Origin of the sequence: Pseudomonas sp. Irchel s3b2, assembly GCF_900187445.1 — a bacterium.
In the GTDB taxonomy this organism is placed as follows: domain Bacteria; phylum Pseudomonadota; class Gammaproteobacteria; order Pseudomonadales; family Pseudomonadaceae; genus Aquipseudomonas.
The window spans coordinates 203414-216997 of sequence record NZ_FYEB01000003.1 but is presented as its reverse complement, the minus strand read 5'-3'; the positions used below and the strand labels follow the sequence as shown (position 1 = coordinate 216997).

Here is a 13584-nt window from a genome sequence, read left to right as displayed (position 1 = left end):
CTGTCAGCATTCAGCTTTACCCAGCATTCGATTGGCGACCCGCTGCAACTGGGCCTTGTCGGCGTTCTTCCAGCCACCCTTGATACAGTAGTGTTCAGAGAGGTAATGGAGAAAGTTACGCCTCAACCGCTCATTGAGTGGCCATTGCGGGAATGCGCGCGCCAGTTCCACCACCTGCTCGGCGTTATCGGCATGCATTACCAGCCCTTCGATATTGAAAAACGCCTGGCCCAAGGTTAGTACGGGCTTACCCAAGAGGAGGCTTTCCAGGCCAACCGTCGAGTTCAGCGTGACCACAAACTGACTGGACTCGATCAACTGCTGAGTGGCGTTGCCGTTGGCGAACAGCAGGCGCTCGTGAGTACGCTCATGCAACTCGGGATACGTTTCGCGACTGGATGGATGCTCCTTGAACACCACTGTCAGACCCGTCTCATTGGCCAAGCGCTCGCCCAAGGCAAACATCTCGCGCATGTTCTTGATCCAGGGAGAAAACAGCCGAACCTGACTATCGCGGTCATCCTGGAACGGAATAAAGATGAACTGCTCCGGCAGCACGATCGGTGCCGGACCACTGGTACGAGGCTGGCGTGGAATCAGCACAGGCACTGCCTGACTTTCAGGCACGGGATAAGGATAGTTGAGGTAAAAACCGGCTTCGCGTGGAACGGCGTTCAGGTAGTTCACGCCCTGCGGATCAACGGTTGTGGTATCGGGCAACAGACCGTTCTCGAAGAAGAAAGTCTTACAACCCGGCGGCGCCAAAGCCGTCAGCAATCGGCAGTATCGATGGGAACCATTCCAGAACACCAGCGCATCGGGGCGCTCGCGATCAAGCAGGGCCTGGGCACGCAGTGCCATCCAAATCAGCTCAAGACGTAACAACAGACGATACAAGTGACCATCGTTTTTGTTCTTGACGCGCCGCTCCTCGCATTTTTCTTCGATCAGGCTCGGCCAGTCGATTCGCGAAAGCACTCTGGAAGTCTGCAGCAACCTTGGCCAGGGCATCTGTGGTGGGGTAACGACTTTACCTTGTAACTCGGTCTCATTGAGTAACCGATTGAAATAGAGGCCTTGATGTTTGGCCAAGGAAATGAACAGCATCGTCGTCATAGGGTGTCCAAAAAATAGGCCGCATCCACCCGCCAAAGTGCAATATAACCACGTGCGACACGTCCGCAGACATCAACACCCTGTTATTCGCCCGTCCGCGTTTGGAAGTATAAAGCCAAGAATCAGAAGCCAGCACTCGGTGGTATTGCGCCAGGCAACCCGGTGAGCGGGCAACTGCCTCTTAAAAAGCGAGGCGATTGTACCACAGCGGTTTTTTGCAGCATGCGCACTGCGGTAACATAGCCGGCTGACCCTTCCATCAGGCCAAGCCCTGGAGCCTTGATGCAAACGCTCGACCATACCGCTTATCTCACCATGCGCGAGGGCGCCGACGTTCTCGAGGCCGATGGTAAAGGGGATAAAGTTTTGTGCCTGGCCGATGGCTCGATGCTCAAGCTGTTTCGCCGTAAACGACTGCTGACATCTGCACTTTGGGCGCCTTATGCTCGGCGCTTCGCCGACAACTGCCGAGCATTGCGCGAACGCAACATCGAATGCCCAACGGTTCGCCAGATTTATCGCATCCCCAGCATCGAGCGCGATGCCGTGCATTATGATCCCCTGCCCGGTCGCACCCTGCGTCAATTGCTGGGCACCGACAACAACGAATTTCTTCGGGCACAACTGGGTGAGTTCATTGCACGCCTGCATGAGGACGGCATCTACTTTCGCTCCGCGCACCTGGGCAATGTGGTATTGACGCCTGAAAATACGCTAGGGCTGATCGACATCGCCGACCTGCGCGCCTATCACAAGCCGCTGCGCAAAGGCCTGCGCCTGCGCAATTTCAAGCATATGTTGCGCTATCGTCAGGATCGCGAGTGGCTACTCAAAGACAACCAGTTCCTTGAGCATTACCTGAACCATCAACGCGTGTGTAATGAACGGGAACTGAGCCTGGCGCTCAGCCCTTAAGCCCTTAAACCGCCAGTGTCAGCCGGCGGCAGACAACTTGAAGGTCTCGAAGTCACGCGCAGGGTCTGTGCCTCGCAGCAAGTTATCAACCAGCTGAATGGTCTTCGCCAAACCCTGAGAACCGTATACCAGGTGGTAATCGGCAAAACGCCGGGCTTGGGCCACATGCCCCGGATAATCCTGCTCAAGCGTTTGCAACTGGCGGGAAAACTCATGCTCATCGCGCACTTGAGGCCCAAAAAACAGCGAGTGAGAGAAGATATCCACATCGCTGCCCGCATTCACATGGATCACCGGCCGACCCGCCAGCCCTGCCTCAATACCGGCATTGGACATGATATTGACGACAACGCTGGCCTGCGCCAGAGCGTCCGCCAGTGAACACGTGCTATCCAGCAAATCGATGCTGGCTAACTGCGCAGCGGCATCGCTCCAGAATTGCGCCTTGCTGCGCGGATGACGCTTGAACAGCACGCGATAGTGCGGATGCTGCTCGGCCCAGTTGCGCAGTAACTGATAGGTGCGCTGGTAGCCCGGTTCTTTTTCCCGATCAGGGCCAACCCCCAGAATCAACAACGTCCGCAGAGCGGGATCGGCAACGGGCAGATCATAGGTTTCATCGGCGAGGTAAGAACCGATCAGCACCACCGTCGACTCACCGAACCGCAAGGTTCTTTCTTGCAAGGCAACCAGCGAACTATGGCCAAAGACGCCGTAATAATCGTAGTCATTCATCCCCAATCGCCGTGAAGACTCCAGCGTCGTCGCATGGGCCAGTTGCAGCAGGCGGGCACCACGCGCAGCCAATGCCAAGCGCAGGAACGGTGCATGAAGACTACCGTTGCGTTCGTTGATCAGCACCTTGGGCGAATACGTCATCACCAGCCACTGGGCATGGGCGGCGTACACCAGATAACGCAGCGGCACAGACTGCGGCGGCGCCAGGAGCATGCGCTGGGCGCAGGCGTCCGACGGAGAACGTAACGCTGCCTCTGTCAGATGCCGCCCGCGCTTGCGCAGGCCCTCGATCAAAATATTCTTGCGCTGCAACGCCATGGACTTGGGTGCCGAATGCAGCAACAGCACCTCACAGGGTGCAGCGACGATCGAATCACTCAGGCACGCCTTGGCGCGTATCCCGACCGCCACGTCCACCAACACATCACGAACCAGGCGCAAAAAGCTGCCACAGCGACCATGACGCTCGCGCAGCAGCTTCCAGCGATAACGGTCCAGCTCACGCGCTTTTTGTGCCCAGCATCCCTGCGCCTGGAACACACTTGTGTCAGACGGCGGCGTGTTCACTTGAACAACAACCGGATGGCCTTGCGGGTGTAGGACCAGCGTGTGAGCGAGCGCAGATCGGCGCGCACGGCGCGGGCGTAAAAAGCCTTGGCGTTGACATAATCGCCGGCACTGTAGCAATCGCGGAACAACGACAGGCAGCGCTGAGCCAGGAAAGCCTGGCGCAGGTCCTGCAGTTCTTGAGGCATGCGTACCGAGGAAAATACCTCGTCAACCATCCCCACGCCCGCCGCCAGACTTTGCTTGAGGTCATGCCGCATGCTGTCGCCATGCTTGTAGATCAACGCCAGCGGCTGATCGAGCACAGTGCACGGGAAACGCGCCAGCACCTGAGCAAACACCGGAATATCTTCAACGTTGCGCAAGTGCTCAGGATAGTTGCCCGGCGCAAACACTTCGCGATGCATTGCGCAGGCGCCGTTAGACAGCGATACCGTCTTGTCCAGCAAGTAGCCCCGCACACGCTGGCGCGGGGTGGCTGGCAAGGGTTTTACGGCATGCTGGACGCGACGACCGTCGTCGAACACCGACCAGTAACCGCCAATGATCAAACGGCTGTCCGGATTGCTGGAGATATGCCGGGTCAATGCAGCCAGCGCACCAGGCGCCATCTCATCATCGGCATCGAGGAAGATCAGGTATTGCCCCCGAGCCTCCTCGATCCCGCGATTACGCACTGAAGACAAACCGCCATTGGGTTTGCGCAGAGCTCTAAAGCATCCGGCATGTTCAGTCAGGAGCTGCTCCAGAACTTGCGGCGTCGCGTCAGTGGAACCGTCATCGATCACCAGCAACTCAGCCTGGGCATCACCCAACTGCGCCAGCACCGATTTCACCGCACGCGGCAAGGTTTTGGCGTAGTTATAAGCAGGAATAACGACACTGATCAGCATGTCAGTCAACTGCATACCCGTCCGCGCCTTCTTTGACCACCAGAATGTCTTCCATAATCAGGTATTGCAGGTCGGAACCGAAGAACATGTTCAAGGCATCGGTCGGCGAGCAGATCATCGGCTCGCCACGACGGTTGAGCGAAGTGTTCAGCGACACGCCGTTGCCGGTCAGTACTTCCAGCGCTTTCATCATGTCGTAGTAGCGCGGGTTGTATTCGCGCTTGAGCACCTGGGCCCGGGAAGTGCCGTCTTCGTGGACAACTTCCGGCACGCGGGTTTTCCACTCTTCAGCCACTTCGAAGGTGAAGGTCATGAACGGCGCCGGGTGATCGATCTTGATCATCTGCGGCGCAACGGTGTCGAGCATCGACGGGCAGAAAGGCCTCCAGCGCTCGCGGAACTTGATCTGGTGGTTGATCCGGTCAGCCACGCCGGTCGCGCTCGGGCAACCGATGATCGAACGACCGCCCAAGGCGCGCGGGCCGAATTCCATACGGCCCTGGAACCAGGCTACCGGGTTGCCGTCGACCATGATTTTGGCGATTTTTTCCGGCATGTTGTCGAGTTTGCGCCAAGCTGGCGCACTCGGGTGACGGGCACAGGCGGCGATCACGTCTTCGTTGCTGTAGGACGGGCCGAGGTAAACGTGTTCCATCTTCTCGACCGGTACACCACGGGCGTGGGACACGTAGGCCGCAGCGCCGACCGCGGTACCGGCATCGCCGGACGCAGGCTGAACGAACAGCTCTTTGATGTCGTCGCGGGCAATGATTTTCTGGTTCAGCTTGACGTTCAACGCACAGCCGCCGGCAAAGGCCAGCTTGCCGGTTTCCTTGAGCACATCGCCCAGGTAGTGGTCGATCATCTGCAATGCCAGCTTCTCGAACAGCGCTTGCATGCTCGCGGCATAATGAATGTACGGCTCGTCGGCGATGTCGCCTTCGCGCTTGGGCCCCAGCCATTCGATCAGCTTCGGCGAGAAGTAGAAACCCTTGCCCTTCTCTTTATAGCGACGCAGGCCGATGACATTGGCGTAGTCGGTGTTGATCACCAGCTCGCCGTTCTCGAACGAGGCCAGACGCGAGAAATCGTATTTGCTGGCATCCCCATACGGCGCCATGCCCATGACTTTGAACTCACCGTCGAGCATCTCGAAACCGAGGAACTCGGTGATCGCGCCGTACAGGCCGCCGAGGGAGTCCGGATCGAAGAATTCCTTGATCTTGTGGATCTTGCCGTTTTCGCCGTAACCGAAGAAGGTCGTGGCGTACTCGCCCTTGCCGTCGATCCCGAGAATCGCGGTTTTCTCTTTGAAACCGGAACAGTGGTAGGCACTGGAGGCGTGGGCCAGGTGGTGCTCGACCGGCTCGATCTTGATTTTCTTCGGGTCGAAGCCCAGTTGCTCGAGGCACCAGACAATCTTGTTGCGATAGCGCTTGTAGCGACGATTGCCCATCAGGATTGCGTCGAGGGCGCGGTCCGGGGCGTACCAGTAACGCTTGGCGTAGTGCCAGCGAGCCTTGCCGAACAGACTGATCGGCGCGAACGGAATCGCCACCACATCAACGTCGGACGGCTTGATGCCCGCCTGCTCGAGGCAGAACTTCGCCGATTCGTAAGGCATGCGGTTCTTTGCATGTTTATCGCGCACGAAACGCTCTTCTTCAGCCGCCGCGACCAGCTTGCCGTCGATATACAAGGCTGCGGAAGGATCATGGCTAAGGGCGCCGGACAGGCCAAGAATCGTCAATGCCACAGGGGTCTAGCCTCTTTAGTCTGCATGCAGGCGCAATGCGCCTCAAAAATTAATGTGCCCTCGCAAGGGGCGAGAGACAGCTAAAGGGCGAGATTATAGCTTAAAAGCAGCGGCAAACCTCTAGCGGGAAGTGGCAAGCTGGCGCGTTGACAGATGAAGGACCTCGACATAGACTCCTGCGCAAATGGACTGGGGGATCCCGGTCGGCGTTGTGGCCTCGGTGAGTTTCACCGGGGCTTTTCGCTTTCTGAGAGAGGGAAAATCTTTAAACCCCAGTTCTCGAAACTCTCCCCCACATTGTTACGCCCACCACTGCAGTAGAACTTGCGCTTGAGGACGTCAAAGGCACGATTTTCTTGCCCTGACGCAAAACACTCATACCAATGGGTCTTGCAACAAGATCCGCTAGCTGTAACCCCGTAGAATTCACTTGCTTGGTTGCAAAGACGATATCGAGCGGCAACTGAATGCCCAATCGGTTCGCGCCATCGCACATGCGACGAAACTCCAGTTCAAGTTCGTTATCCTCCCGCTTCCCTCGACGTTCGAAAATCACATGAGTTAACACGCTCTGTTGATTCTTTTCCTGTAAATACTCATAAAGCGTTTCCAGACAGAAGCCGAGTGCGACGTGATAAGGATTGTGGACAGGACCTTGTTTTTCGCGAAGGGCAGCTTTGTCGATAACACAGCTGATCAGGACAAAATTGCTGGCCTCAATGATGCCCGTCAACTCATCGAGAAAAGCATGTTTGTGTTGCCTCGACGTGAACAGACTAGAGAATGCTCCCTTTTCTTTTCGAATTTCCAATTCATGCAGACCGATCAGATCGTGCCCCATATGATTAAATTTAAATTTCTGAAGGACAGGAATAACCTTCTCGCAATAATGCCTTTTATGAAACACACAAAATGCCAGCACAAACATTGGATAGTTTGGATCTAATGTTTGCATCCCATGATCGCCGCTCTCATCCACATAGATTATGAAATCGCTGTACCTCCCAAATGGAGGTAAAAGCTTTTTCGCCTCAACATTAGTTTCAGCTTCGCTTTCATTTTCGCTTTCAAAAAGAAGAAACTGTTGAGAGGGCAAAATCGGGGTCGACACGAGCAATTCACCCTTTGTTTTTCGAGCCAGGTGCGCCAGGTGTAGCACTCACACGCCGGAATACAACAGAGTTACCCGCGGCCCGGCCGCCAGTAAATCCTGAGATTGCCGTCGGTTGCCTGTCGGTAAATCGTGTACGGCAAGGCAACGGTGTCCAGTGCACCCGACAAGGTCAAATCCAGCAATACGAACGGCACCAGAATACCGGTGGGATCAGGCGGCGCATGCAGGAGGCAAAAGTCGTGGGCCAAACCGCTATAGATGCGAGGGATGGACTGGCAGTAGGTTTTTTGCTTTCTGAGGCTACGGGCGGCCTGTTCGTCATCCTGCAACACCGTGACAGCGGTTCCGCAACCGGATAGCGCCAGTGAGAAAGTGCTCAGCAACACAGCCATTTTTATCGTCAAAATCTGCCCTCCGAGAACGTCAGGCAAACTAGCATCGTGGCTATCCAGGGCACAGTTCATGGGGTCTGTAGATCATGTAGGACGGTTCATAAGAACCTGTCCTCTAGATCTCGGAAGACCGATCTGGCGCTATCGCGGGCAAACCCGCGATAGGGATTCAGGCAGCGCTGGAAATATCTTTGGGAAGACGCTGGTCAATCACCCGATACAGCGCACTGCTCTCGGGCCAATTGCGCATGAACCGCGCCCGATCCCTCGCGTACGCCGGGGCAAAGCTGCTGACCGAACCATGCTGGCGCATCGAATCCAGATCGATCAGCGCCCAGCGATCCTGCTGCCAGAACAGGTTATGACCCTTGAAATCGCCATGGCTGATCCGCTCGCGAATCAGCTCGGCGAACAGGTGATCCAACGCCTGCAACTCGGCTTGCGGCGCTTCGCCGCTGTCCACGTACGGCGCGAAGCGCTCGATGATGTCCGGCCCCGGCAAATACTCGGTCACCAGGTACGCCCGGCTGCGCAGCCAGAGAAAACGCTTCTCCAGCAAGGCCAATGGCTTGGGGGTGGCGATGCCCAGGAATGCCAGGCGATTGCCTTCACGCCATGAGTGCCAGGCGCGGCTCGGGCGCCAGAAACGTTTGAGCCAGTGGGCAAAGCCCTTGATGTTGTAGCGCTTGACCAGCAATGTGCGACCAGCCACATCGACCTTGCCGACGCTCGCCGCGCCGCCGGTCTTGTACAGATGGCCCTGATCGAGCAAGGCATCGGCCTGTTCCAGCACTGGCAGCATCGCCGCCTCTTCCTCGCGACGAATCGCCCGCAAGCCGAACGCTCCGCGCTGGACACTGAACAACGTGCATTCGCGGCCGACCTTGATCAGAAAATCCTTCAAACGCCAGCGACGAACCTTGTCGATCTGCTTCTGCAACGCTTCCATGGGCAAGGCATGCTCACCATTCCCCAGCAGGTAATAGACCAGCAATTCTTCGGTGAAGGGTTCCAGCGATTTGGGCAACTGAGCGAAAAACACTCCGAGGTTTTCCAGGACTTTCTGCTGTGACAGCGGCTTGCCAGCCGTCTCGGCACAGATCCCGGCGCCATCGATCAAATACAACTGACCGCCATGGCGCAGCAGGTTGTCCAGGTGCAGATCCTCCTGCCACAGGCCTTTGCTATGCAGCTGCCCAATGGCGCCCAACGCCTCGGCCAACACCGCGGATTGTTCATCCGCCAACACGGGCAAGTGCTCGACCTGTTTCCAGGCGTCCCCCAGGCTCTCGGCGCCTTCAAGGAAATCGAACAACAACCAGCCACCCTCGCCGTCCTTCAAGCCATCAGCTAATAGCAAGGGCGTGGTCAGCCCCTGAGCGGCGAGCAAACGCACGCCATCCAGCTCCCGCTGAAAATGCCGCGCGGCTTTGCCACCGACCAGCAACTTCGCCAACACCGGCCGGCCGCGCCAGACTCCGGCACCCACGTAACGCTGCCCTGGCAATACCCGCAGCAGACTTAGCAGCTGCAACTCGGCAGGCCCCGCGGCATCGGCCAGTGGAATGCTCAGCGGCAGGCTCGGGCTGCGGCCGGCGTTTTTCAGTTCGGACAAACGCATCAACGCGTCTCCTTGTGACTGCGCCGCGCACTCAGGCGCGATACCCAACTGTCCACCAGCGAACTGTCCAATGGCTGATCCAGATAAACCGCCAACAACTCGCGCAGCTGACTTTCGCTCCATTCCCGCGCCCGACGCAGCAACGGATCCAGGTCCTTGATCCGATCACGCTGACCAAAAAACAGCGGGCGGGTTTTTTCCAGATCGATCAACCGAGCCTGATAACCGTCATCGGTGGCCTGGAGAAAAATGTGCTTGGGGTAAAAGCAACCGTGGAGTTGATGCACCTCGTGCAGGCGTCGCGCCAGCTGCCCACAGGCTTTCAGAATCGCCGAATGCTGCGCCGCGCTCAGGTCGGACCAGCGCTGCAACAGCGAATCCAGGTCATCCCAACCGTCCAGCGCGCGGGTCAGCAGAATCGCCCGGACTTCACCGTCGACTTTACGCTCGCCGAAAAAAGCCGCTTGCAGCGCCGGTATCCCCAGTTTCTGGTAACGACTGATGTTGCGAAACTCACGGGCAAAACTCGGCTCGCCAAAGGGCGAATGCAATGTGCGTGTCAGGTAGTTGCTTTGGCGTTTGAGGTAATAGCCATGACCTTCCAGTTCCAGCCGAAACACACTGCTCCAGCCACCCCGACCAGTGTTGGGTTCGTCCACGGCTTCGAGCTGTTTGGCCCAGAGCGCATCGAAGGTGCCGAGGCCATGACGCTCAAGCAGCGCACGATCTTCAGCAGCCAGAAAATCAGTCATTCGCGTCCCTCGAAAAATCTCACCACGTGCCGAATCCGTTTCTTGTCGGCGGCATCGAGCCGGGTGCATTGGCGGTATTGCAGGTAAAAGCGCAGACGCTGGGTGGCCGACAGGTGATATTTGGCAACTTTGTCCAGACAAGCCAGGTCTTTGGTGATCCGGTATTTGAGCCAGAAGCCGCGCCAGAAATCACCGTTGGGGCAGTCGATCAGAAACAGCCGGGACTCATCGTCGATCAGCAGGTTGCGCCACTTCAAATCGTTATGGGTAAAGCGGTGATCGTGCATGGTCCGGGTATAGCCGGCCAGCTGTCGACTGATGTTGTCGACCCAGGCGCGGTCCGCCAGTTTCGGATCATGCCGACCCGCCAAAGCCGACAAGTCTTCGGTATTGGGCAGCTCGCGAGTGATCATCGCCCCACGATCGTATGCTGCGCCGCGCCGCTCCAACCCCCAGGCCACTACTTCGGCGGTGGGAATGCCCCACTTGGCGAAACGCTTGAGGTTCTGCCATTCGGCTTTCACCCGCGGCTTGCCCAGGTAACGGCGCAGGCCTTTGCCGGCGCCGACGTAGCGCTTGACGTAATAGTTGACGCCATTGCGCTGGACGCGAATGACCTCGGACAGTGGATCGCGGGTCAGTCGCTCGCCCTTGAGCGCGAACACCGCGTCAAGACTGCCGAAGTCTTCTGCCAGATCGCTGTAAGCAGGTTCCAGTGTCCAACCCGACATCAGAGCGCGTCCCCGTATCGCTGCTTACGCTCGTAGAGCTTGTTGGCCTTGCCTTCGAGCCATGCCAACAGCCCCGCTTCTTCAGCCAGAATCTGGCGCAGGGGCTGTTGGAAGTACCCCTTGAGGAAACGCAATTTGTCGCGACGGGTCAGGCCAATGTCGAGCGCCGAAAAATACAGCGCCGCCAGGTCCTTGTTGCGCCAGCGTTGGGTAATCGTCGGACGGGTCTGAGCACGGTGCAGATCGATCACCGACAGCTTGAAGTCGTCGGCTGTCACCGGTTTGTCGGTGTGCAGCAGGAAGTGGCAGATGTAGCAGTCGCGATGGTTGACCCCGGCGCGGTGCATCATGCCGGTCATGCGCGCGACTTCGGCGATCAAGGCGCGCTTGAGTTTTGGCTCGGGCGGCTGCTTGACCCAGTCGATGCTGAAATCTTCGAGGCTGACGGTGGGCGCCAGCTCTTCAGTGACGATGAACGAATGCTGATCCGCCGGGTTGCTGCCCTTTTCGCCGTAAGCGACGGCGGTCATGGTCGGCACGCCCACTTCTTGCAGGCGCTGAATGGCCTTCCACTCCTGGCCAGCACCAAGCACTGGCAGCTTGGCGGTCAGCAGATTCTTGAAGATCTCGCCCCAGCCGATGCCACGGTGGATTTTCACGAAGAACCCGTGGCCGTCCACTTCGGTACGCAGTGTCCGGCGCGCTTCAAGCTCGCGGTACACCTCGCCCTCGAGGCCCTCGACTTCGGCGAACGGGTCGCGTCCGGCCCAGAGGCTCTTGAACGGTTCAGCCAGCATCAACTTCATTAAGCGTGCTCCGCCAGAATCACATCGGCCGCGTGCTGCGGCATGCTGTAGAGGTCGGCGTTCTCGGCGAAGGCCAGACCGTTGCGGCTCCAGGCCGCCCGTGCATTTGCGTCGTTCAACATGCCGGTCAGGTACTGTGTCAGTTGCTCCTGATCGAAGGGTTCGTCCAACACCAGACCGGCGTCGGCCTCGGCGATGTAATGGGCATAGCCGCACACCGCGCTCACCAGAACCGGCAAGCCGGCCACCACGGCTTCAAGCAGCACCGTCCCGGTATTTTCGTTGTACGCCGGGTGGATCAACAAATCGGCACCGAGCAGGAAACGCGGGATATCGCTGCGGCCCTTGAGGAACTGCACGTTGTCGCCGAGCCCCAATGTGGCGCTCTGCAACTGGAATACTTTGGGGTCGTCCTGGCCAATTACAAACAGCCGGGTGCGTTTTTTCAGTTCAGCGGGCAAGGCGGCCAGCGCCTTGAGGCTGCGGTCCACGCCTTTGGTCTTGAACCCGGAGCCGATCTGCACCAGCAGCAAATCGTCATCCTTGAGGTTGAACTCTTGACGGAATTCGGCCCGAATCTCGGCCGCATTCGCGGGTGCACGACGGTCCTGAGCGATACCCGGCGGCAGTAAATGGAAGCGCGCAAGCGGTGTGTCGTAATGCTTGATGAACAGCGGCTGCTGGACTTCGGAAATCATCAATACTTCGGTCTTGGCATCCTTGGCGAACACCGCGCGTTCGTACTCGGCGAAGTGGCGGTAGCGGCCCCAACGACGGTACAGCGAGTTGCGCAGGTTCTGCGCCTTGTCTTCGAAGCAGCCGTCGGCGGCGTAATAAACGTCCAGACCCGGCATCTTGTTAAAACCGATCAGGCGGTCCACCGGACGCTTGGCCAGATCGGCCTCCATCCACTCGGTGAGTTTTTCGTTGCGTCGATGATTGAAGAACGCCTTGACCGGTGCCACCAGCACTTCGAAACCCGGTGGAACGTCACCTTCCCAGATCAGTGTGTAGACGCGAATCTGATGGCCGCGCTGCTGACACTCCAGGGCGATGCGCATGAAATCGCGCTGCAAGCCACCAAACGGAAAATACTTGTACAGGACAAATGCCAATTGCATCAGCGCAGCTCCTCAGCCAGTAACAACGTGCTCAGTCGGCTCGCGACACGCTCGGGATTCAGACGCGTGAAGCACAGGGGCCACTCGCGTTTCAGGTCGAACCGACGGGCATCGTCGGCCGTCGGTTGATAGGTGCATTTCTTTTGCAGGCACGGCGCGCAGGGGAAGTCGCTGGCCATGTGAATCTGCGACTTGCCGTACGCGCCGGTCAGGCCCGGGTTGGTCGGGCCGAACAGCGACAGGGTCGGCACGTCCAGCGCCGCAGCGAGGTGACCGAGACCGGTGTCCACCGCCACGCAGGCTTGCGCCCCGGCCAGGACTTTGCCGACACCCGCCAGGTTCAGTTTGGGCAGCACTTCGACGTGCTTCATGTCTTTGGCGATGCGCTCGGCGCGGGCCTTTTCGACCGGGTTGCCCCACGGCAGCTTCACCGCCACGCCGAGGTAACCCACCCGCTCGGCCAGCTCGCGCCAGTAGGCTTCGGGCCAGTGTTTGGTGTCCCAGGTGGTGCCATGGAGAAACACCACGTACGGATTCTTGCGCGGCAACTCCACCAGTCGCTCGATGTTCAGGCCGTAGTCACCCAGGCCTTTGGGCAGGTCGTAACCCAGTGCCAGCGCGAACAACTGACGCACTCGCTCTACCGCGTGCTGCCCACGGGCCACGGCCAGACGCCGGGAATAGAAGCGCGAGGCAATGGGTTCGCGGGCCGAGTTCTTGTCCAGCCCGGCCACCGGGGCTTTGGCGTAGCGAGTCAACAAGGCGCTTTTCAGCAGGCCCTGTGCATCGATCACCAAGTCATATTTGGTCGCGCGAATGCTTTGTTTGAAGCGCTTCCACTCGCCACTCTTGATGGTCTGCCAGATGTTCTTGCGCCAGCGACGGATCGCCACCGGAATCACCTTACCCACGGCCGGGTGCCAGGTCGGAATCTCGGCGAAGCCTTCTTCCACCACCCAGTCGAACGTGATGCCGGGGATCGCCCGCGCCGCGTCGGTCAACGCTGGCAACGCGTGAATCACGTCGCCCAGCGAAGAAGTCTTGATCAACAGTACCCGCAAA

At 58.5% G+C, this 13584-nt stretch carries 12 protein-coding genes and 1 pseudogene; 1 reads left to right on the top strand and 12 read right to left on the bottom strand.

The genetic code is table 11. From position 1 onward, the window contains the following. Positions 1 to 3 precede the first annotated feature (3 nt). The gene (locus CKW20_RS10510; protein WP_095052855.1) at positions 4 to 1116 is read right to left on the bottom strand and encodes a capsular biosynthesis protein; all 1113 of its coding nucleotides are present in this window, start codon (positions 1114 to 1116) and stop codon (positions 4 to 6) included. A 282-nt stretch (positions 1117 to 1398) separates the two neighbouring features. Here CKW20_RS10510 and CKW20_RS10505 point away from each other — a divergent pair, with 282 nt between their 5' ends. After that, the gene (locus tag CKW20_RS10505; RefSeq protein ID WP_095052854.1) at positions 1399 to 2031 is read left to right on the top strand and encodes a toluene tolerance protein; all 633 of its coding nucleotides are present in this window, start codon (positions 1399 to 1401) and stop codon (positions 2029 to 2031) included. An 18-nt stretch (positions 2032 to 2049) separates the two neighbouring features. On the opposite strand, the gene CKW20_RS10500 is transcribed toward CKW20_RS10505, so the two are convergent. The 11 genes and pseudogenes from CKW20_RS10500 to waaC form a co-directional block, all read right to left on the bottom strand. Further along, complete coding sequence (locus CKW20_RS10500; protein ID WP_256585017.1) at positions 2050 to 3336, bottom strand: capsule biosynthesis protein; 1287 nt, start codon at positions 3334 to 3336, stop codon at positions 2050 to 2052. Then, complete coding sequence (locus CKW20_RS10495; protein ID WP_176466879.1) at positions 3333 to 4244, bottom strand: glycosyltransferase family 2 protein; 912 nt, start codon at positions 4242 to 4244, stop codon at positions 3333 to 3335. The genes CKW20_RS10500 and CKW20_RS10495 overlap by 4 nt, the downstream gene beginning before the upstream one ends. After that, the gene (locus CKW20_RS10490; protein WP_030130449.1) at positions 4231 to 5985 is read right to left on the bottom strand and encodes a carbamoyltransferase; all 1755 of its coding nucleotides are present in this window, start codon (positions 5983 to 5985) and stop codon (positions 4231 to 4233) included. Before CKW20_RS10490 ends, CKW20_RS10495 begins: the two co-directional genes overlap by 14 nt. A gap of 227 nt (positions 5986 to 6212) precedes the next feature. Beyond that, positions 6213 to 7096, bottom strand: a pseudogene (locus CKW20_RS10485) (DUF3800 domain-containing protein). Positions 7097 to 7167: 71 nt separating this feature from the next. Next, positions 7168 to 7503, bottom strand: coding sequence for a YceK/YidQ family lipoprotein (locus CKW20_RS10480; RefSeq protein WP_095053015.1), 336 nt, complete (start codon positions 7501 to 7503; stop codon positions 7168 to 7170). Between the two features lie 157 nt (positions 7504 to 7660). Next, positions 7661 to 9112 carry a lipopolysaccharide kinase InaA family protein gene (locus CKW20_RS10475; protein WP_095052851.1) on the bottom strand — a complete coding sequence of 484 codons (1452 nt, stop codon included), beginning with the start codon at positions 9110 to 9112 and terminating at the stop codon, positions 7661 to 7663. Beyond that, positions 9112 to 9864 (bottom strand): lipopolysaccharide kinase InaA family protein, encoded by a 753-nt coding sequence (locus tag CKW20_RS10470; protein ID WP_095052850.1) that lies wholly within the window; start codon positions 9862 to 9864, stop codon positions 9112 to 9114. The genes CKW20_RS10475 and CKW20_RS10470 overlap by 1 nt, the downstream gene beginning before the upstream one ends. Beyond that, positions 9861 to 10595, bottom strand: a complete 735-nt coding sequence (locus CKW20_RS10465; RefSeq protein ID WP_095052849.1) for a lipopolysaccharide kinase InaA family protein — start codon at positions 10593 to 10595, stop codon at positions 9861 to 9863. The genes CKW20_RS10470 and CKW20_RS10465 overlap by 4 nt, the downstream gene beginning before the upstream one ends. Beyond that, a complete protein-coding gene (rfaP, locus tag CKW20_RS10460; protein ID WP_095052848.1) occupies positions 10595 to 11401 on the bottom strand; it encodes a lipopolysaccharide core heptose(I) kinase RfaP in 807 nt (268 codons plus the stop codon). Before rfaP ends, CKW20_RS10465 begins: the two co-directional genes overlap by 1 nt. Further along, on the bottom strand, positions 11401 to 12522 hold the full coding sequence (locus CKW20_RS10455) for a glycosyltransferase family 4 protein (RefSeq protein WP_095052847.1): 1122 nt from the start codon (positions 12520 to 12522) through the stop codon (positions 11401 to 11403). Before CKW20_RS10455 ends, rfaP begins: the two co-directional genes overlap by 1 nt. Further along, positions 12522 to 13583, bottom strand: coding sequence for a lipopolysaccharide heptosyltransferase I (waaC, locus tag CKW20_RS10450; RefSeq protein WP_095052846.1), 1062 nt, complete (start codon positions 13581 to 13583; stop codon positions 12522 to 12524). The genes CKW20_RS10455 and waaC overlap by 1 nt, the downstream gene beginning before the upstream one ends. Position 13584 lies beyond the last annotated feature (1 nt).

Coding starts and splice junctions, on each gene's coding strand:
- CKW20_RS10510 (WP_095052855.1), bottom strand. CDS start 1,116: ATGACGACGATGCTGTTCATTTCCTTGGCCAAACATCAAGGCCTCTAT.
- CKW20_RS10505 (WP_095052854.1), top strand. CDS start 1,399: ATGCAAACGCTCGACCATACCGCTTATCTCACCATGCGCGAGGGCGCC.
- CKW20_RS10495 (WP_176466879.1), bottom strand. CDS start 4,244: ATGCAGTTGACTGACATGCTGATCAGTGTCGTTATTCCTGCTTATAAC.
- CKW20_RS10475 (WP_095052851.1), bottom strand. CDS start 9,112: ATGCGTTTGTCCGAACTGAAAAACGCCGGCCGCAGCCCGAGCCTGCCG.
- CKW20_RS10470 (WP_095052850.1), bottom strand. CDS start 9,864: ATGACTGATTTTCTGGCTGCTGAAGATCGTGCGCTGCTTGAGCGTCAT.
- CKW20_RS10465 (WP_095052849.1), bottom strand. CDS start 10,595: ATGTCGGGTTGGACACTGGAACCTGCTTACAGCGATCTGGCAGAAGAC.
- rfaP (WP_095052848.1), bottom strand. CDS start 11,401: ATGAAGTTGATGCTGGCTGAACCGTTCAAGAGCCTCTGGGCCGGACGC.
- CKW20_RS10455 (WP_095052847.1), bottom strand. CDS start 12,522: ATGCAATTGGCATTTGTCCTGTACAAGTATTTTCCGTTTGGTGGCTTG.